Below are 20,851 nucleotides of genomic sequence, written 5' to 3'. Positions count from 1 at the left end.
AACCACTCAAAAATCAATTACAAAAAATGGCCGGAGGAAAATTAACCCCTAGACAGAAGATGATTAACTTGATGTATCTAGTTTTCATCGCAATGTTAGCGCTTAACATGTCAAAAGAAGTATTATCTGCTTTTGGTATCTTAAATAATAAAATAGAAGAATCAAACACAATTACAAAAGTTCGTAACGACGCTTCTTACCAACAGTTAGTTCAGAAAGCTTCTGAGCAACCATTACAGTACGGTGAGAAAAAAGTGAAAGTTGAAAAAATCAGAAAACTATCTGCAGATTTCAACAAGTATATCGAAAATCTTAAAACTGAATTTACAAGCAAACTGGAAAGAGATGCTGATGGTAACTTGCCTTTCGAGCAAATGGATCAAAGTAGTCAAATTGACGAAAAATGGTTTCAAGCTGAAACAACTACTAAAGACGGAAAAGCATTTTTGGATCAAATTGCAAATTATGTAGCTCAATTAAAAGCAATTGGAGGGAGTGCTATCACTGCTGACGAAATGAAGAAAATTGAAAACAGATTCGCAACAAAACCGGTTTTCTCAAAAACAGAAAACAAAAATGTAGAATGGTTGTCATATAACTATAAAGGATTTCCTCTTATAGCGTCAATCACTAAGCTATCTCAAATTCAGGCAGATGTTAACACGACAGAAAGCGATATCATCGCTGGAATGTTCCAATCAGATTTGATTGCTGCTGCATCACTTACAGCTTATCAGCCAATAGTTGTGCCAGACAAAACTGTGTTCTTCCAAGGAGAAGCGGTAACTGGAAAAATTATCTTAGGAAAATTTGACCCAACTTTGCAGGCGAAATCTGTAGTATTAAATGGTCAAAATCTTAAAGCCGAAGCTGGACAAGCTACCTTCTCTTTTGGAGCTGGTAATGTTGGAGAGCATCAAATGATAGGTTCATTTAATTTTGAAGAAAATAACAAACCAGTTAATTTGCCTATCAAAGGTTCTTACGTTGTTGTTCCAAGACCAAAATCTGCTACAATTTCTGCAGACAAGATGAATGTAGTATACCGTGGGGTTGTAAACCCAATGACAATATCATTCGCTGGTATCTCTGCTGATAAAGTTTCTGCAAGCGCACCTGGACTTAGTTCAGCTGGAGGAGCAGGTTCTTATAAAATGAGCCCTGGAGCTGGAAACGAAGTTACGATTAACGTTACTGGAAAGTTACCTGATGGTAGTTCAGTTTCTGACAAGAAAACTTTTAGAATTAAAGGTATTCCTAGCCCTACTGGAACTATCCGTGGAGAAATGGGAGTTGTTAAAGGACCAAAAAGCAGTTTAGAAGTATCTACTGTGGGTGCAAAACTAGTAGACTTTGATTTCGAAGTAGGATTAAACGTAACTGGATTTAATATCAAAGTTACTGGACAACCTACAGTTGTAGTACAAGGTGACAAAATGAATGCGCAAGCAAAAGCAGTAATTGCTAGAGCTGGAAGAGGAGATCAAGTAACGATCTCAGAAATTAAAACTAAGTTAGTTGGAGCTGGTAACTATATGTTGCCAAGAACTTCTCCAGTTATCTTTGAAGTACAATAATAATTTAAGTCTGACGTTTTTATACTCAATATACTTAGAATAATAAAAGATATGAATTGTAGAAATTTTTTAATGTTGGCGGTTTTGATAGCTGGAACTACGGTTTCTTTCGCTCAATCAAATTTGCTAAACGCAAAAACCCCTGATGAAATTGGCAAGAAAACTGCCGCGCAATTAATTTCTGACAATGACAAACCTTTACCTTACGGTTATGTCCACGACAGAGATGTATTGATGGGAAAAACCGTTTGGGAGATCATTGACCTTGATGAACGTATTAACTTTCCTTTGTACTATCCTGTGGATAGTTTGAACGTAGGAAGTGATCGTCGTTCTCTTTACGATGTGCTTACAAAAGCAATGAAATCGGGTGAGATTACTGAAGTTTATTCTGATAGTTATTTCAATACAAAGAAAACTATAAAGGACATTGAAGCTTCGTTGAGTCGTGTTGATACTACAGACCCAGGTAGAGAGCAGTATAACGCTGGTCAAGCTATTGATCCGCAGTATATTGTTCCAACTAATCTTAGTTCTTACGATGTATCTGACTATAAGATTAAAGGTTTTTGGTATTTTGACAAACGTCAGAGTGAATTAAAATACAGATTGCTAGGAATTTGCCCAGTTACTCCAGATGTTTACACTGTAGGTAACGACGAGCCAGATTACATCGAATTGTTTTGGGTTTACTTTCCAGATGCACGCGAAGTTTTGCATGAAAACAAAGCTTTCAACGATCGCAATACTGCAATGCCTATCACTTTTGATCACTTGTTAAACTCACGCAGATTTAACGCTACTATTTACAAAGAAGAAAATGTATATGGTGACAGGGAGATTAAAGACTATATGAAAGACAATGCGCAAATGCAGTTGTTAGAATCAGAAAGAGTGAAAGACAAAATTCGTGATTTCGAATCTGATATGTGGAATTACTAGCACTTTGCTAAAATAAATTTAGAAAAGCTCTTACCTTTGGTAAGAGCTTTTTTTATGCTAAATATTATGATTGATTACATTATTGTTGGTGGAGGTCTAGCAGGTATTTCATTTGCAGAACAAGTGCGAAATGTCTCAAAATCGTTTGTAGTCTTTAATGACTCATCTCAAAATTCATCTCTTATTGCGGGTGGTTTATACAATCCTGTTATCCTTAAGAGGTTTAGTGGTCTAGCAAATGCGCAGGAGCAGTTGGATGAAATGAAAAAATTCTATTTAAATTTACCTACTCAGTTAGAAGGGAAGTACGATTTTGCTTTGCCAGTTTTGCGTAAATTCTTCTCGATTGAGGAGCAAAATAATTGGTTTGCTGCTTCGGATAAACCTACAATGGCACCATTTCTTTCAACAGAATTGGTTTTAAAGAATTACGCAGGAATAAGTTCTCCATTAGGCTACGGAGAAGTAATGCAGACAGGATTTGTAGATACTAAAAAGCTAGTACAAGACTATCACACTTTTTTAGCAGAGGGTAATTTGATTCGAAATGAGTCTTTCGATTATTCAGCTTTGGAAATTAATGAAGAATCTATTCGTTATAAAGGAATTGAATGTAGAAAGATTGTATTTGCCGAAGGTTTTGGAATTATTAAGAATCCATACTTTAATTACCTTCCACTTGATGGGACAAAAGGAGAACTATTTATAATTAAAGCGGAGGACCTTCGTCTAGATGTCATAGTGAATACTAGCGTCTTTATTTTACCACTTGGAAATAATATGTACAAAGTAGGTGCAACGTACAATTGGGAAGACAAAACCAGCCACCCGACGGAAGCTGGAAGAGCTGAATTAATTTCAAGAATCGATGAAATTATCGATTGCGATTATCAGATCATATCGCATCACGCAGGAATCAGACCAACGGTCAAAGACAGAAAGCCCCTTATAGGCGTTCACTGGCAATATAAAAACTTATTTGTCCTTAATGGATTGGGCACGAGGGGTGTCATGCAGGGGCCAGCATTAGCCAAAGAGCTATTTGAGTATGTAGAGTTTGGTACGGAACTTCGTGTGGAGAATGATATTAAAAGAATTAGGAAAAAAAGCTAATTAACTTTTTTATAACCCGGTTCGTATTTGACAAACATATTTATATATAAAGTTCGAGAAAGCCTCATGACTATCGGGAAAAGTATTAGTAATGTGATAATAATCACAATAAATGATGTTTTAAGACTTTCACTAAAATAGTAAGCTATAATAAATGCCGCAATACCAACTGCGACATTAAGACCATAACTCACATACATTGCTCCGAAAAAAAAACCAGGTTCAATTTGATATTTGAATCCACAATGAGAACATTTTTCGTTCATTTTAAGCAAATTATGCACATGTAGCAAATTTGGGTCAGAATACATACTCTCATTTTGACATTTGGGACAAGTTCCTGTTAAAATGCTATATAATTTGGATCCTTTTTTTAACATTTGCAAAAATTATTTAATTGTGTATTTGGTTTGTACAAAAGTACGAATGTTAAAATACATAAACCCTATCATAATGCTAAATATACATAATTTGTCAGTGTCTTTTGGAGGCACATATTTGTTTGAAGAAGTAACCTTTCGTTTAGGTGCAGGTGACCGTGTAGGCCTTGTAGGTAAGAATGGTGCTGGAAAATCTACGATGCTCAAAATTCTAGCTAGAGACTTTTTACCAGATAGCGGGAGTATCGCTTCGGAAAAGGAAATTAGGCTAGGTTTTCTTCGCCAAGATATTGATTTTGAACAAGGACGAACAGTTTTGGAAGAAGCATACCAAGCTTTTACTGATATTAAACAAACCGAAAAAAAACTAGAAGAGTTAAATCATCAATTGGTAACTCGTACAGATTATGAAAGTGAGGAGTATAGTAAAATAATTGAAGATCTTTCTGATTACACACACCGATTTGAATTATTAGGTGGTTATAATTATGTGGGTGACACTGAAAAAATTCTTTTAGGACTTGGCTTTAAAAGAGAAGTGTTTGACAATCTAACCGAAACTTTTTCTGGAGGTTGGCGAATGCGTATTGAACTTGCCAAACTGCTTCTGCAGGCAAATGATGTGTTGCTTCTTGATGAGCCTACAAATCACTTGGATATTGAAAGTATCATTTGGCTAGAAAGTTTCTTGCGTAATTATCCTGGAGTTGTAGTGATTGTATCGCACGACAGAATGTTCTTGGACAATGTTACCAATAGAACAATCGAAATTTCTTTGGGAAAAGCATACGACTTTAACAAACCTTACTCACAATACTTAGAACTTCGTCACGAGATTCGCGAAAAGCAATTAGCAACTCAAAAGAATCAAGCTAAAAAAATTGAAGAAACCGAGAAGTTGATCGAAAAATTTAGAGCGAAAGCTTCAAAAGCATCGATGGCGCAGTCTTTAATCAAGAAATTAGACAAGGTTGAGCGCATAGAAGTTGACGAAGATGATAATTCTGTTATGAATATTTCGTTTCCGCTTTCAAAAGTTCCAGGAAAAGTTGTTATCGAAGCTGAAAATGTCACTAAGAGTTATGGTGACAAAACAATTTTAAAAAACATTTCACTTCTTGTAGAACGAGGGAGTAAAATTGCATTTGTGGGCCAAAATGGTCAAGGTAAGTCTACCTTTATTAAAGCAATAGTTGATGAATTTGAATATGAGGGAAGTATCAAACTTGGACATAATGTTCAAGTGGGTTATTTTGCTCAAAATCAAGCCGAATATCTTGATGGCGAAATCACGTTACTACAAACGATGGAGGACGCTGCCACCGATACTAACAGATCCAAGGTGCGCGATATGCTGGGCTCTTTTCTGTTTAGAGGAGATGATGTAGAGAAAAAGGTGAAAGTGCTTTCTGGAGGCGAAAGAAACCGTTTGGCGCTATGTAAACTGTTGCTTCAACCGATAAATGTATTGCTGATGGATGAGCCAACAAATCACTTGGATATAAAATCTAAGAATGTTTTGAAAACCGCACTTCAAAAATACGAAGGAACGTTGCTCCTTGTTTCTCACGATAGAGATTTCTTACAAGGAATGTCAAATATCGTTTATGAGTTTAAGGATCAAAAAATCCATGAATATTTGGGTGATATTAATTATTTCTTAGAGCAACGCAATCTTGAAAATATGCGCGAAGTTGAGAAAAAAGATGTTGCCAAGAAAGAAGTTGTTAAAGACAGTAATAAAGCTTCTTACGAAGAACAGAAGAAAAATAAAGCACTTTATAACAGATTAAATAAAATTGAATCTCAAATTAAGCAACTAGAAATTAACATTCAACGAGATGATAAGTTATTAGACTCAAACTATGACAAACACATTGAAGATGCCAATTTTTTCTCAGCATATAATAAAAAGAAGGCTGAATTAGATCAATTACTTCTAGATTGGGAGGATGCACAAATGGCAATTGAGTTGGCTACTAACTAATCAATAATTAGTCCGATACTCTTTGAATGAGCAATAGCTTCAGTACTACTTTTAAAATACAAAGTGGAGACATCTAGAGAACTAATGTTTTCTAGTGTCTTCACTACTTTTTGTTTTTTCTTACTTCCAGTTTGCCTTATATAAACTGCCTTTACATTTACCGGAAATATTTTGCAGATTGCTTCATATAGGAAAGCATCCTCCTGACTATCATCGCCCAACAGAGTGTAATTGAGTTGAGGATAAAATTCTAGTATATGCTTTACCTTTTCGAATTTGTGATTATGATCACCTCTGCCAGTGACAAGAAAATCAAGTAAGCTAGTCTTAATGTCTTTTAATAGCATCACCGCTTTTGGCAACTGGTGGATTTTTGTGAATTCTACGATAAATCGATACAAATTCCATTCGCTGCTACTCACATAAAAAAATGCATTTTCTTCGGCTCCAGTCCCTCGACCAGAATTGCTTAAGGCCTGATAATGGGCGACAACATCTTCAAAAATTCTGCGGTCATTTACATTTTTGAAAAGTAATATGTACATTTTCTTGAAAATGTTTCTGGTGTGAGACACTAGAAATGTATCATCAATATCAGAGATAAATCCTAGTTCACCATCGTGAGGGCGCACATAGCTCCCTTTTTCAATGATTTCTTTGCCATTGTGCATAATACTCACCCGGTAATTATTCCAGCCAAATGCTAAGTCATTTTTTAAGGGAATACAAAATTTAAAATAGCCATCTTCTAACGCTTTTGTGTGAATTTTTTCGCCATCGTGGTATAAAAACACGTCGGCATTTCCTTTTGTTTTCACACGAAACATTCTGATAATACTTTTAGCATTCTTAAAACTTCTTTTCTGAAAATCATACTCCTCTTTGGTCGTTGGACAAAATACATGTCCCATTACTACCAGCTCTTGCTGATTTGCATAACCTCGATATAATTTTAAAAGTGGCTTCATTAAAAAAATCATTTATATTTGGAGTACAAATTAAAAAGAAATCTTTAATAACATACAGATGCAGTCCGAAAAGAATATTTTAATGATCGTAAATCCAATATCAGGCGATTTGGATAAGTTAGAGATTGTAGAGTCAGCATCACTTTATTGTAAACTTAAAAATCTGCAACTCACAACATTTTATACCACGGGCAAATCTGACGCATATGAAATAAATCGACTTTATAAGAAACTTAAACCTCAAAGAGTTATAATTGTTGGAGGAGACGGTACTATCAAATTTGTAGCAGACATCTTACAAGCCGAAGATGTTGTTTTTGGAATTATTCCGGCGGGATCAGCAAATGGATTATCCGTTGATCTTAATTTTTCCAAAATTCTTAGTGATAATATTCTTGTAGCTTTCGAAAATGAGCCAATCGAAATAGATATGATTTGCATAAACGGACAAAAAAGCCTGCACCTGAGTGATATTGGTCTTAATGCAGAACTAATTAAAAATTACCAAAATAGTGGCGTAAGAGGCAAGATGGGTTATATACTGCAATCCATAAATACTCTCACTGATGAAGAACTTCCTTTTAATGCCATAATCACTACTCCAGAGGGTATTACCCAAGTAAACAGTAAAATGATTGTGGTGGCAAATTCACAAAAATATGGTACCGGCGTCGTTATCAATCCTTTGGGAATGCTTAATGATGGTAAATTTGAAATTGTTATCCTTAAAAATTTAAATTTAATTCTATTTTCCAAAATATTATTTGGCAATATGCCATTAGATAATGAAGAAGATGTAACTATTATTTCTACTAGATCAGCAACTATAGAAACCGATGTTGACGTTCACTTTCAAATTGACGGAGAATATCTAGGGCTGACGAAATCTCTTGAAATAGAAATTCTCGACAAAAACTTTAAACTCGCGGTCCCGCATACTCAGCTTTAAAAGGATTTCTGTTCCTCCAATCTGCCTTGGGTTCGACAGATCTAAAAATTATAGCAATAAAGAAATTAATTACAGGATTCGAGTGCTTTATAAAACCAAATAATTCTAATGGTTTCGCGCCTACACTACTTTTAATTTCCAATGCAGTTCGGCCAAAGGAAATAGTTTTAAACTTTTTTGCAGAAGCATAACCAACAATATCGTACAACATATTTAGATAAAGAAGGCTACTCTTTTGCTTTTCTGCATCATATCCAAGAAAGTATGGCTCAAGGGTTTCGCCATTTTTTACGATGGTATTGAACCCGATGAGTTCTTTGTCGAGAAAGTAAGCGTACAACTGAAAATCAGCACCCAAATTCTTTTTTAAAGCTGCAAAATGGTCTTTAGGCAGATAAAATGTATTAAAGGAAGCATTGGCCACTGTCGTTGAGTACAATTCAAATAATCGCTCCTGATAAGTTTCTATTTCTGATATTGATAGTTGGCGCTTTTCAATTTCTATCGCCTTTTTGCGTGCACGTTTGTATTGGTCTCGGTATTTTTTCGATAATAAATTTACATAATCCAATTCGCATTGTATCGTATCAGGAAGATTAAATACCATCGAAGGTTGAATTGCAAATTTGTAATATTCGGTAGAAATTGACTTTTCTATTTGGGTACCTTCCATTTTACTGAAATCCTTCCACACGGTAATGTGAATTCTTTGTCCCTTTCCTTTCAATTTGCTCCTCAAGGAATTTGCAGAATCACTTAGCAATTTAAATTTTTCTTGTTCTGTTATTTTAGAAGAAAATCGAAATGCATTTTGTCCGCTCATCATATTATTTCCGATAAATAGTACTGAGGAAGCAAACTTATTCAATGCCCAAGATGATAGTTTGGATTTTAAAGAAATATCAACTTCTTGAAATGGCTGAATATTTTTTAAATCAATTAGTTGCAGTAATGCAATGCCTACTAAGTTGGAATCAGAGAAATATTCAACATAAAAATTCTGCATATTTGCAGGCATACTTTGTTCTAATCCTTTTAGAAAATCTTTTCTTAAAAATATAGTGTCGGCACAAAATGACTCCCAATTAGCGTGGGTTTCGGACACGGATGAATGAATGGTGAAATCTAACAATTAGAAAATGAGGTTTTTACAATTAATAAAAAGCACTAATAAGACCAGGAGAATTTCTAGTCAAATTTCGAACCAAAGATTTGTAGAAGATGTAATTCATCTCAATTTCGTAAAATAATATAAAGTTTAATTGTTAATTTATAATCAGCTGTAAGAATTATTAGGTAACTTTATAAATCACCCAAAACTCCTTTAATCATGACAACATTTTACACAAGACGAAAAATTGTTGAGAGAAGAAATCATGAAAAGCTACTCAAAGAACAATTAGAGCGAACCATTCAGCACCATGCCGATTCTATTACTGAAAAAATGGAACCATTAAATCTACAAATTAGCAACTTGCTCAGAACCAACTTGTCGTTACTGAAGTTTTTTGACGTAAGTAATTCGATGATGTTTTAAAATAATAAAAAAATATAAAATCATGAAAGAACACAATGAGAATAATCAACCAACAAAAGGGGAGAAATTAAATCAGAATCCGCCACGAGAAGATGGGCCAAATACAGAAAAATATCTCGATATAGAGCAACCGGGAGTTACCTATACTGATCAAGGAAATCCAGTTTCTAATTCAGATTTATTTGAAAATGAAAACGAACAGCTTCAGCCAGGAAAATTCGAAAACAATAATGATAGCAGAAATTCAGATGCCTTTAGTCAAGATGAATTTATTTTGAACACCAACATCGATTTAGATGAAGATCAAAATACGTCAATTTCAAATGAGGATAAGCAGTAGAATTATCCTGCATTTTTGTAGAAAGTAAAAATGCCTTTAAATATTTGAAGATATTTAAGGGCATTTTTTTATAATTTATCTATGGCCGTTTTCAAATCATTCCTATTTTCGAAAAAGTCCGCCCACAAATCCCCTTTTTCTGCTAGACGCTGATCTATAGTTTTGAGATTAAAAGAATTTAGATCTAGTTTATCATTCACTTCCTCCCAATCTAAGGGAGTGCTAACACCTGCGTGGTCTCTCGGCCTAACCGAATATACAGTAGCCATTGTTTTCCCTTTGGCATTTTGCAAATAATCTAAATATATCTTCCCTTTCCTTTTAGAAGGGCTGCGCTCCAGACTCGTAATCTCGGGCAACGCACGATTTACCATCTGACTCAGAATGTGGCAGATGTTTTGAGTTTGTTTGTATGTATAATCTGCTTTTATTGGAATGTAGATATGCAATCCCTTTCCACCCGAAGTTTTAACGTAGCTCTTAAGGTGCATTTTATCAATAAATTCTTTTACTTTCAGTGCAGTAGTAACTAATTTTTCAATCGTAGCATCAACAGGATCTAGGTCAAAAACCATATAATCGGGTTTGTTGATACTTCCCACACGACTAGTCCACGGATTCATTTCGATACACCCCCAATTCGCTAAAAACAGCAAAGTATCTTTATCTTGGCAAAGTAGATATTCAATCGATTCGTCGTTAGATTTTGATTTGATTTTCCGTGTAGAAATCCAATCAGGAGTGAGGCCAGCAACATTTTTCTGAAAAAATCCATCAGTCTTAATTCCATCAGGATTCCTGCGGAGAGACTGTGGTCTGTCAATCATAAATGGTAAGATCAGCTTAGCAATGCGAGCATAATAACTCACCACATCTCCTTTCGTAAGTTGTAATTTTGGCCAGAATAGTTTGTCAAGATTCGTAAAAGCAACTTTATCACTTTTTAAAGCTGAACTGTTACTAGATTTTTCATTTATAAACTCTGGTTTAAAATAGTTGTTTTCCAATACCACATTTTTTGCGTCTTTATCTATTTTTAAACCGACAAACACAGGATGACGCATTGATCCTTCTGCCGTCCATTCCATAAATTTAATTTGTGCCACTAGGGAAGGAGTAACCCAATGAGATTCCTTAAGTTTGGGTTCAGTTTTAAACGGGCTAGTTTTACGATCTAATTTTTTGAGTTTTTTCTCTAGAGTTTTAAGGGTTGCTTCATCAAATCCACTACCAACTTTTCCAGCATAAATTAATTTACCATCCTGATAATAACCACAAATGATCGCCCCAATTCCGGTTCGGCTGCCTTGAGGTGAGGTGTATCCGCCAATGACCATTTCTTGTTGTAGAGTAGATTTTAACTTTAACCAGTCTTTACTACGTTTGCCATCATAGTATTTTGATGATGCTTTTTTCGCGATAATGCCTTCCAAATTATTTTTTTCCGCTTTCGCGAAGTAGTCTCTGCCACGTTCCACAATATGTTCAGAATAGTGTATATTTCTTAATTTCGGTAGGATCCCTTTCAGAATTTTTTTTCTAGTTAGTAGCGGCAATCCACGTAAATCGTATCCGTTAAAATACAGAAGATCAAAAATGTAGTACTTCAGTTCGCCTTTTGAACGTTCTTGATCATGATTTTGCAGCCATTGAAATTGATCACGACCTTTATTATCCTGAATTACAATCTCACCATCTAGAATTAAGCTGTCCTTGAATTTAGCTAGTGGTTTTAAAAGTTCTTTGAATTTCTCATCAAAGGATTTTGCATTCCGCGAGAATAGGTGAGGCTCGCCGTTTTGAATATGAGCAAGTGCTCGATAACCGTCATATTTCGCTTCAAATATCCAATCTTCACTATCAAAAGGTTCGTCAATAAGTGTTGCTAGTTGTGGAGACCAATCAGCGGGGAATGCTTTTAGTTTTTTTGCTCCTGCCAAATCTTTTGCAGAGAATATTTCAGATTCTTCTTCTTTAGAAATTAATTTTTTTTTTGAAGATTTTCTGTATCTTCTTTTTGATGTTCAGCTTCTGTAGACCATTCGGTGTTGGATTCTGAAATTTCATCCATAGTTCTATCGCTAAGGATAGACTTTGAGGTAAATTCTTTCTGCTTGCTCAGCGCATCAGATTTGTTCTTCATTAAAAGCCAATTCTTGTCATCACCTTTCATTTTTACTAAATGCCAGGTGCCTTTTAATTTGGTGCCTTCAAGAACTATTTTAATTGAACCATCCTCAATTTGTTTTTGCATCAGGGAATTATCCTTTTTGATGTCCTCATTACCTTCCGCATGATACGTTCCAGTATCCCAAACCATCACTGTGCCGCCACCATATTCTCCTTCTGGGATGGTACCTTCAAAATTGATGTAATCCATCGGATGATTTTCAACATGAACGGCCAATCTTCTGTCAGCAGGATCTGCAGATGGACCTTTAGGTACTGCCCAACTTACTAAAACACCATCGATTTCCAACCGGAAATCGTAGTGCAAATGCGACGCTGCATGTTTTTGCACTACAAAGCGAAGTGCACCTTGAGATTTTTTAGTTCGCCCCTTTGGCTCTTTAGTTTTATCGAAATCGCGTTTCTTATTATATGTTTGTAAATCCATAATCCTAATTTTTAATGCTATCAAGACTAGCTTTTAACAATTCTAATAGTTCATCAGCACCTTCTTCTACCTCTTCAGACTCCGTAGGTTTTTTACGTTTACCTACTTTTTTTGCTGGTTTAGCGGATGATTTCTCTTTTATAATTTTCAACAAATCTTCTTTGTAAGTATCCTTGTATTTTTCAGGTTCAAATTTTTCTGTCAATTGATCTATAATGGATAAAGCCATTTCAACTTCCTTCTTTTCTAATTTAACTGATTTGGGTATTTTAGCTTCGAATGGGTCTCGTAAATCTTGATCAAATCTAATTTGAATTAAAAGAATAGCATCATTTTCTACTTTTAAAATACCTAAGTGAGGAGCAGTTCGTAGGACAAATTTTGCCAGTCCAACCTTTCCTGATTTTTTTAATGCTTCACGCAATAGAGCGTAGGTTTTAGTAGCTTCCTTTGCTGGTTCGACTATATAAGGTTTTTCAAGGTATTGAGAAGGAATTTCGTCCTCTAAAACAAATTCGAAGATATCGATTGTCTGAGTTTTTTCGGGAGTAGCTTTTTCAAAATCGGCCTTGTCTAAAATAACGTAATCACCATTTTCTTTTTTATAGCCTTTTGCAATTTCGTCCCAAGGGACTTCTTTCCCGTCAGCTTTGCAAACTCTAACATATTGAATTGCACATTGATCTTTCTTGCGAATCATGTCAAGATCAATTCTGTGAGTTACAGCGCCGCTATACAATCTCACAGGAATATTTACTAGTCCAAAGCTGATTCCGCCTTTCCAAAGTGCTTTCATCTTATAAGTTTTTTAGGTAAGTGTTGAATTATTGCAAAAAAAAAGATGATGAGAAACCCCTACATTTCTCATCATCTAATAAAACTTTATCAGGTGTAAAACAAATGTACTAGTCCCTAATAAAGAGTAAAATTATGAAAGTGTGTCGCAAAATATTTATATTTCTTTTAGAATCCGTTATATAATTTGATCAATATCTTTAAAATGGGTATCCGATGGCTAGATTAAATACTAGATTCTCTCTTCTCCAGCTACCATTTCCTAAATTAATTTTATCCAAAACCCAGCGATCTCCCTCGGCCAAATAGGGCTTTCTTAGTGGAAAAGCCAAGTCGGTTCTCAGGATTAAAAAGGATAAATCAAAACGCAATCCTACACCTGTACCTACCGCGAGTTGATTCATAAAATCTTTAGTAATTTCAGCACCAGGTTTATTTTCGTCTTTATTTAGCAACCAAATATTTCCAGCATCTACGAAAACTGCGCCATGCACTACGCTAAAGAGTTTTGCACGATATTCTATATTCATTTCCAACTTTAAATCTCCAGACTGATCTGGCAGGAAGGGACTATCATCCTTATTTGGATCAAATGTACCTGGACCAATTGATCTTGCTCTAAATGCTCTAATGCTGTTGGTACCACCATTAAAGAATTGTCTAATAAATGGAAGTTCGCCTGAATTTCCGTACGCATATCCGGCCCCGACCATAACTCTACTCACTAATTGCGAATTGTTACTCAATTTTAAATAGTGACGAAAATCGCTATCAACTTTTACAAATTGACTAAAAGGAACCCCAAAAACAGTAGTAGTATCGCCTTTCTTTACATTAGAACCAGAAATAAGTCCAGCAACATTTCCTGCCAACTCAATGCCTCCTTTATAATAAAAAGTGTGCTTCTTTCTTTTTTCCATCGTATTGGTATACGTGTAGGAGTAGGTTGGTCCAAAGATTAATTGCTTTTCAATCACCTTTAAAAGTCCTGGAATAGAATCGGCTTGATTTAAATACAATTCAGAAACGTTAGTTGGACTTACATAATTGACATTTGCTACAATCAGCTCATGCTCTTTACGTAAATTCTCTTTCCATTGATATCCAAATGAACCTTTAAATGAATTTAAAGAATATAATTTCTGTCTATTTTGATATTCGTAGCCTATTGTTGCCTTTGTACGTGGAACATAGCCACTAGCAGAATGTATTTTGAAAGGTGCAATAAATCGTGGCCAAACTAAGTTTGCCTCACCACCAATTCTATAAACATTATACCCTTTATTTTGACCAGAAACTTGCATTTCTAGTCCGCCAGAGGTCGAAATTGTGAGTAGCTCAGCACCTCTAAAAGTGTTGCGATTGCTCCAATTGACATTCAATTCTGTACCTGCGTAGTTGGCAGAGTTGGTCTTACCGAGGATTTCGGCTCTGATTGACTTTTTAGGAAGTAGGGTTAGATAATAATAAGTGTCGAGTAAGTGCTCTTCCGAATCAGCGAGCTTGAATTCGTTTTTCACAAATTTAAAAGTTCCCATATTTACTAACCGATTTAACGATAAATTATGGTCTCTTCTATTATAAATGTCTCCTTTTTTAAAATATAAAGTTCGATCAAAAATTCTAGGATCAAATGTTTTTGCCGAATCAATAATAGTTATGTCATTATGAGTGATCGCATCAGATGCACTAAATCTAATTGTGTCTGTTGATAAAGTGTAATTTGGATATACAACTACGTCATTAATCTTGTAGATGTTGGTAGCGTTTTTAGGCGTTTCTTCTTTGATTGTTAAATTAATATCAACTTGATACTTACCAACAGTACTATCAACTTTTGCTAATATATAATCAGGATTAAAATAATAAAAACCTCGCTGTTTTAATCTGTCATTAATTCGCTCGCGTTCGGCTTTGATGTTTTCCAAATTATAAGGTTGATCAGTTTTTAAAATTGATCCTTTTTTAGTTCGTCTAATTGCCGAAGCCAATTCGGTAGAGTCTTGCGGAAAGTTAATTTCACGTATTTTATACTGCTTTCGAGGTTGTACAGTATACTCAGCAGTAGCTCTCTTTCCTCGTCTTGTAGAGTCTGCCGAGGTTCTAGCCTTAAAATATCCTCTATTCTCGACATTGCTTTGCAGTACATCCGAATTGTACTCGAGATTTACATCGCTAAAGAGTACTGGCGCTTCGCCTACCTTATTGCGTAGCCAATATTGAATTCCCTTCTCTTTTTTAGGCTCGCCGGCAAGATTGTAAATTAGCAACTTTGGACGTAATCCTAAAATGGAGGAATTGGGTTTTGGTCGCAACAAAGTTTTTAATTCATTTTGCAGAGCTTTGCGTTCACTTTTCTTAATAATACTATCTTCAACTTTAACTTTGCCACCTACATAGAGTAGCTCCCCTTCTTTTAAGTACTTAGTATTGCTACAAGAAGCTACTATGAGAGCTATAGAAAGTAGACAGTAAGGAATATAACTACTCTTCATTATTTTTATCTTTTTCTTCTTCAAATTCTTCTTTCTTTTTTTTTGCCTCGCGTTCTTTCTGTTCTTCTTTGCGCTTTCTATCTCTAGCCAAAAGATCTTTCTCCTCTTGTGATCTATGAAAAAGCTCGCGAAATTTATTATAGTCCATAGTAACTACAAATGCAACTCCAGTCTCGATAACTTGACCCTGAAGAGCCATCTGATATTCATTTTTGCGGTAAGCTCTCACTTTATATCGTCCATCAGATGTTAGGCTGTATGCTGCAGACAAATCTCCTGCAATATTATTTGCTTCCTGATTTTCACGTTGCTCTCCTTCCAGACCAAACGAACTTCCTACCGTAACCGTAAGTCTGTCATTTAATAATTGTTTTGAAAGATTTACATTCAAATCTGTTCTATTCTCCATCTGACCAGAACTGTAATCTTCTGTTGAATCCAAATCAAAATCAAGTTGTACACCTTTGATAAGATCTCCTGCCAAATCATTTAACTGTTGAGATAATATCTTACTTACAGATTGTCTAGCAAATGATTCGGCACTTGCCCCACCAGCTTCACTAGAAAATGGATTTTCGCCAATAAATCTATTTAGCAGTAGTAATGCAAATACCTGTTTATTTAATTCAGAAGGCTGTTGTCTTAGTTGTTCCAATTTTGTTTGTGACGCAGTTATGATATCACTTGCAACATTGTAATTTCCTGATGGCAATAAAATATCAAAGCTAATTTCAGGTTTTAATAATTCACCTTCCATTTTAAGCAAGGTTTGAAAAGGTATTTTCTGCTTATAGGTGTTGCGAACTGCTGCACTTGTTGCTCCAAGTTGATCACCTAATAAATCAATCGGCGCTGTTTCAACTTCGTAAATCGCAGTAATATCAATATTTGCACTCGTCGGCTCGCCGTTCCAGATTAGGTAACTTCCGGCTTTAATATCAAATTTTCTACGAATTAGATTGAACGACATTTCGTAAGCACCTTCGGTAACTTCATATTTCCCGGTTAAGTTCGTTTTTCCAGAAGGATCGATTCCACCGCTTAATTCTGCTTCTCCCTGAAGCTTTAAAAAGTCGCCGTTACCTTTATCGATAATTAGCGAGAGCTCTGCTTCTTTTACAATACTGATATTAACCGCTACATCCATTCCTAATAGCTCGCTGCTGTTTACAGCCGATTTCATCTCTTCTGTTTGTTGAAGCATGACATTATCTTGATCCACAAATTCTACAATTCCTTCTCTGTCGGCAATTCCAGGGTCGGATTGTGGTAATACAACTGTGAACTTTGTGTCTTCGTTTATTTTTAAGTTTCCACTAATAATAGGACTCTCAACAGATCCTTTTACGAGTAGGTCCATATCGATAAATAAATCCCCATAAAATAATTCATTGTCTTTGGCTTCAGAATTTATCGCTCTGAAATTTTCGGATTTTACGGTAAGATCAAATTTGTAATCTCTAAAATCGGAGGTGAGAACTCTTCCGTCAAGCACGAGATCATTATCTTTTTCATCGAAAATGGAAAATTTATCAAAGATTATTTCGTCATTTCTTACCACAACTTTCTCGTCAATATTTTTAAAAACAGAATTTAATTGTGTCACTCTCATAGCAACATTATTAAAATTCAAATCTCCATTTACCGATGGTTTATCTGCTGTTCCAGTAATTTTAAAAGCACCAGAAAGGTTTCCGCTAGCATCAGTAATAGCGCCCATACTAAAGCCTTGAGCGCTTTTCATTTGGAATTTATCCAAATCTAAATTTAAATCAATTACGCCTGAATTAATGCCATAAGTTCCTACTAAATTAACTTGATTATCATTTCCACTGATACCTATATTGGCAGCAAGAACTTCTGGTCCTTTACTTTCTACTTGGACTTTTATGGTTCCAACTGCCTCTTCTTTAAAAGCAAAGTCATCTATCTGAAGGTCTGAAGTAAATGTTGGTTTGCCAGTAAGGTTACTAATTACTGCATCACCATTGATCCTTCCGCTCATAAGTTCTTGATCCTTCTTGATGATATTGAAAACTGTTGCAAGTTCAAAATTTGTAAAATCAACCTCAAGAGGCGCGTTTTTCTGAGTTCCTTGCGATTGCAATTTTAATATATTTCCCTCGTGGCTTATCTCAAACTGATCTGCGTTGAATCCATTAGGTCCAAACTTAATCACGTTATCAGGATTCACAACCCATGAATCATAATTTAAAATCAACTGATCCGCCCCAAGTCTTATCTCGGTTGTACCCTCAACTTGCTTTACATTTCCTCCAATAACATATAAATCCTCTTTCTTTTTGTCACGCATGCGCAAATCGTAAGTCAAAGTATTGTCCTTGACGTCTCCGGTCAAACTTGTGTAGGGAAGTCGATATTGATCATTCATGATTTCATCAATATTTACCGCATAAACTAGAGCATTCTCTCTAGTTTCTACCAAAATCGATCCGCCCGAAATTGTATTCGTTCCATAAACAAGTCGCGGAATGCTACCATTTATATTTATTGAATCATTTACACTTTTATAGCTTCCGCTAATATTAATCGGTTCTAAACCTGTGAGAGCCGGAATTAGTTGCTTAATTACGGGATCATTGTCAATGTAAATATTAAAAGCCAATTGCTGATCAGCAGTTTCCTTTTTAGGTTGTTTTGTAGTATCGTAGTAATGCGAAATCGTGTTTTGAAGTGCTATAGGAAGTTGCGATAATTTATATTTTCCTTTAAAATCAGCCTTTATAAATTGCGATTTTACTTGTAGAGATGTAGTATCAGCTGTCGTGATGGCGACAATACTGATCGAATCTAAAATGATCGGGTCTTTATCTTGCACAATCTGAATCTTATTCAGGCCGATTGTCCCATTCAGCATATCAGGATCGGCATTCGCAATATCGGCATCGATCTCTCCGCGCAGTTTCATGGGACCCGCGTGAAGGTTTAGCTTTTGCAAATCGGCAATATCAAGATTCAATTTTAATTTTACTTCGGGGTATTTACCATCAAACTTTCCATCTGCAACTAAGTCAAAATCCAAGTTCGGGTCATTCATTCCTGCTGAGATATCAAATAATCCACTTCTAATTTTTCCATCCAATTTCAAATCTTTGTATGCGTAGCCATTAAATTCGGCTTTCGCCAAAAGCGCTTTGACAGTAGCATTAGCAGTCTTTGGATCAAGACCAGTTCCTTTAACATCGGCATTGACCGAAATTCTTCCTAAAGAATCATTTTTAATCAATCGACCCACATCAAAATTTAACAGCGTCACTTTCATATCATACTTTTCACGATCTTTCTGACGTTGGTCAAAAAAACCTTCTGCCTTCGCATTACCAAAGCTTGAATTTAAAACAATGTCAGTGCTGAAATTTGTAATCGCTCCAGTAAACTTTCCTTCCAATGAAAATTGCTGCGGAATTTCGATAGAATTGGGGATAGTGCCTTTTGGCAAAAACGCGTAGATATCTTGTGAAGTTGATTTTAAATTATTGATAGTAATGTCAAAATAAGCATTATCCATATCAGGAAGACCAGTAATTCTTCCACTCGCGGCTACTCTGGTTGAACCGATCCCGCTTATTTCGAAATAAGGAAATGACAAATCATTTACTCTGCCTTTCAATTCAGTGTTGAGCAATAAAACCGCGTTTGGATTACTAGCAAAAGGATTTGTTTTGCTAAGTTGAGGTGCAAAAATTAAGATATCCGAAAAAGCAATTTTACTGTTATTTAAAGATGCATTTAGTGCCATCTGACCCAATTCATCCCCGATAGTGGCAATGTCATTATAGGAAACTTCAATTCTATCTTTTAATAAAGTCTTCGGCGTTTTTAGATATAAATCTTTTAAAAATGCTTTTTTTGGACCGTAGAAAAACTCAGTAGTCAATTTCTCTATATTCAGTCCGCTTTTTTCCTTCACGGTAAGAGATGCAATTTTACCACTTATTTCCTCATTGCTATAAATAATATCTTTTGCTTGAAAATTAAAATCCTTTAAATCTAGGTGCGCGTAATCAATTCCTCTAAGAGTTTTTGCTTTTTTCTCGTCATCAAATTTGAAGTTGGTTTTGGTAATCTTTGCATTTTTTAATTTCACATTCCAACCTTCTTGCTTGATAGCTGTAGTATCCGCATCTGGAGTTTTAATTTTTTGATCAAATTTCCCTAGCAAAAGTTGCCCATTCAATTCGTGCAAGTGGAAATCTTCAAAATCTAAAAGTTGTTTATTAAGATCAATCTCATTTACTTTTATCGAAAGTTCCTTCAGTTTGATCCCTGTGTCTAAATTGGTACTTACATTATCATAGCCAACATCAATATTGGTAAGTTTGATTGTTCCAAGTTTCAAATTAAAGTCTGGTCTTTTAGAAACTGTATCCGCTACTTGAACAGAAGTTTCTGCAACTTTTTCGACCGCACCTTGATCCAACATCAATTTCACTCCGTCCAAATTGATGTACGGAATGTCAAACTTCATATTGTCAAGATCAAATTTGTTGAATTTAGTGTCAAAGTGAACTAGTCGAACCGCCACATCATTTTTACTTGTCGCATCTTCAAACTTAAATTTCACATTATCTAATGTCACTTTGCTCACCGATATTTTCATCGGCTTTGCATTTGGGTCCTTCGGCTCACTACTAGCAAAAGCCTGAACGATATAGTCAAAATTAAATACTGAATCTTTGGTTTTTTTAATTTTTGCAACAGCATCTTTAAGTTCAAAATTGCTAATTTCGACCTCACTACTTATCAATTTAAAAAGGCTAATATCAACAGCAATTTGTCCCGCCGAAATAAGCGTGTCTCTACTTTCGTCTTCTAGATATAGACCTTCAATTACAACCTCTTTTGGGAAGCTAATAGAAATATGATCTAATCGAACGGGAGTTTTTATTTTATTTTGCAAAAACGTAACGGCCTTATCTTTTGCGAAATTTTGCACCGGAGGTAGCTGTATCAATACTGCAATTAAAATTAGCAATGCAAATAATACTCCAATAATCCACAGAATTATTTTGAAGCCTTTGCGCAGGTAGGGGTGTAACTGTTTTGTCATGTTGTTGCGATGAGTCCTAGGATTAAGTGCCTAAAATCATAGAAAATAAAGTAGATTCAAAGATGAGAAAAATCCACATC

15 protein-coding genes are annotated in these 20,851 nt (G+C 35.3%); 7 read left to right on the top strand and 8 right to left on the bottom strand.

Annotated elements, in window-relative coordinates; genetic code table 11:
• Window positions 1-26: 26 nt before the first annotated feature.
• The 3 genes from porM (at window position 27) to SBO79_RS00755 (ending at window position 3,632) form a co-directional block, all read left to right on the top strand.
• Window positions 27-1,577: a type IX secretion system motor protein PorM/GldM gene (porM, locus tag SBO79_RS00765; protein ID WP_318641142.1), complete on the top strand. Its 1,551-nt coding sequence runs from the start codon at window positions 27-29 to the stop codon at window positions 1,575-1,577.
• Between the two features lie 51 nt (window positions 1,578-1,628).
• Complete coding sequence (gene porN, locus SBO79_RS00760) at window positions 1,629-2,519, top strand: type IX secretion system ring subunit PorN/GldN (protein ID WP_318641141.1); 891 nt, start codon at window positions 1,629-1,631, stop codon at window positions 2,517-2,519.
• 66 nt (window positions 2,520-2,585) lie between these two features.
• On the top strand, window positions 2,586-3,632 hold the full coding sequence (locus SBO79_RS00755; protein WP_318641140.1) for an NAD(P)/FAD-dependent oxidoreductase: 1,047 nt from the start codon (window positions 2,586-2,588) through the stop codon (window positions 3,630-3,632).
• Here SBO79_RS00755 and SBO79_RS00750 read toward each other — a convergent pair.
• Window positions 3,629-4,012, bottom strand: a complete 384-nt coding sequence (locus tag SBO79_RS00750; protein ID WP_318641139.1) for a DUF983 domain-containing protein — start codon at window positions 4,010-4,012, stop codon at window positions 3,629-3,631. The two genes, SBO79_RS00755 and SBO79_RS00750, sit on opposite strands and share 4 nt — an antisense overlap.
• A gap of 73 nt (window positions 4,013-4,085) precedes the next feature.
• Here SBO79_RS00750 and SBO79_RS00745 point away from each other — a divergent pair, with 73 nt between their 5' ends.
• Window positions 4,086-5,999 carry an ABC-F family ATP-binding cassette domain-containing protein gene (locus tag SBO79_RS00745; RefSeq protein ID WP_318641138.1) on the top strand — a complete coding sequence of 638 codons (1,914 nt, stop codon included), beginning with the start codon at window positions 4,086-4,088 and terminating at the stop codon, window positions 5,997-5,999.
• Here the strand turns inward: SBO79_RS00745 and SBO79_RS00740 are convergent.
• The gene (locus tag SBO79_RS00740; RefSeq protein WP_318641137.1) at window positions 5,996-6,967 is read right to left on the bottom strand and encodes an App1 family protein phosphatidate phosphatase; all 972 of its coding nucleotides are present in this window, start codon (window positions 6,965-6,967) and stop codon (window positions 5,996-5,998) included. The two genes, SBO79_RS00745 and SBO79_RS00740, sit on opposite strands and share 4 nt — an antisense overlap.
• Window positions 6,968-7,025: 58 nt before the next feature.
• Between SBO79_RS00740 and SBO79_RS00735 the strand changes: the two genes are divergently transcribed.
• A complete protein-coding gene (locus tag SBO79_RS00735; RefSeq protein ID WP_318641136.1) occupies window positions 7,026-7,916 on the top strand; it encodes a diacylglycerol/lipid kinase family protein in 891 nt (296 codons plus the stop codon).
• Here SBO79_RS00735 and SBO79_RS00730 read toward each other — a convergent pair.
• On the bottom strand, window positions 7,885-8,922 hold the full coding sequence (locus SBO79_RS00730; protein WP_318641135.1) for a GNAT family N-acetyltransferase: 1,038 nt from the start codon (window positions 8,920-8,922) through the stop codon (window positions 7,885-7,887). The two genes, SBO79_RS00735 and SBO79_RS00730, sit on opposite strands and share 32 nt — an antisense overlap.
• A gap of 324 nt (window positions 8,923-9,246) precedes the next feature.
• Between SBO79_RS00730 and SBO79_RS00725 the strand changes: the two genes are divergently transcribed.
• Together SBO79_RS00725 and SBO79_RS00720 are read left to right on the top strand one after the other, a co-directional pair.
• Window positions 9,247-9,453, top strand: coding sequence for a hypothetical protein (locus SBO79_RS00725; protein WP_318641134.1), 207 nt, complete (start codon window positions 9,247-9,249; stop codon window positions 9,451-9,453).
• A gap of 22 nt (window positions 9,454-9,475) precedes the next feature.
• A complete protein-coding gene (locus SBO79_RS00720; RefSeq protein WP_318641133.1) occupies window positions 9,476-9,793 on the top strand; it encodes a hypothetical protein in 318 nt (105 codons plus the stop codon).
• A gap of 68 nt (window positions 9,794-9,861) precedes the next feature.
• On the opposite strand, the gene ligD is transcribed toward SBO79_RS00720, so the two are convergent.
• The 5 genes from ligD to SBO79_RS00695 form a co-directional block, all read right to left on the bottom strand.
• Window positions 9,862-11,733 (bottom strand): DNA ligase D, encoded by a 1,872-nt coding sequence (gene ligD, locus SBO79_RS00715; RefSeq protein ID WP_318641132.1) that lies wholly within the window; start codon window positions 11,731-11,733, stop codon window positions 9,862-9,864.
• Window positions 11,734-11,774: 41 nt separating this feature from the next.
• Window positions 11,775-12,410, bottom strand: a complete 636-nt coding sequence (locus SBO79_RS00710) for a DNA polymerase ligase N-terminal domain-containing protein (RefSeq protein WP_318641131.1) — start codon at window positions 12,408-12,410, stop codon at window positions 11,775-11,777.
• A gap of 4 nt (window positions 12,411-12,414) precedes the next feature.
• Entirely contained in the window at window positions 12,415-13,206 is a 792-nt protein-coding gene (gene ku, locus SBO79_RS00705) for a non-homologous end joining protein Ku (protein WP_318641130.1), read from the bottom strand.
• Between the two features lie 199 nt (window positions 13,207-13,405).
• Window positions 13,406-15,700, bottom strand: a complete 2,295-nt coding sequence (gene tamL, locus SBO79_RS00700) for a translocation and assembly module lipoprotein TamL (protein ID WP_318641129.1) — start codon at window positions 15,698-15,700, stop codon at window positions 13,406-13,408.
• Window positions 15,690-20,771 carry a translocation/assembly module TamB domain-containing protein gene (locus SBO79_RS00695; RefSeq protein WP_318641128.1) on the bottom strand — a complete coding sequence of 1,694 codons (5,082 nt, stop codon included), beginning with the start codon at window positions 20,769-20,771 and terminating at the stop codon, window positions 15,690-15,692. The genes tamL and SBO79_RS00695 overlap by 11 nt, the downstream gene beginning before the upstream one ends.
• Window positions 20,772-20,851 lie beyond the last annotated feature (80 nt).

This window comes from Flavobacterium ardleyense, assembly GCF_033547075.1.
Lineage (GTDB): Bacteria > Bacteroidota > Bacteroidia > Flavobacteriales > Flavobacteriaceae > Flavobacterium > Flavobacterium ardleyense_A.
The sequence above is the reverse complement of the archived record's forward strand: the minus strand, read 5'-3'. Positions and strand labels throughout refer to the sequence as shown.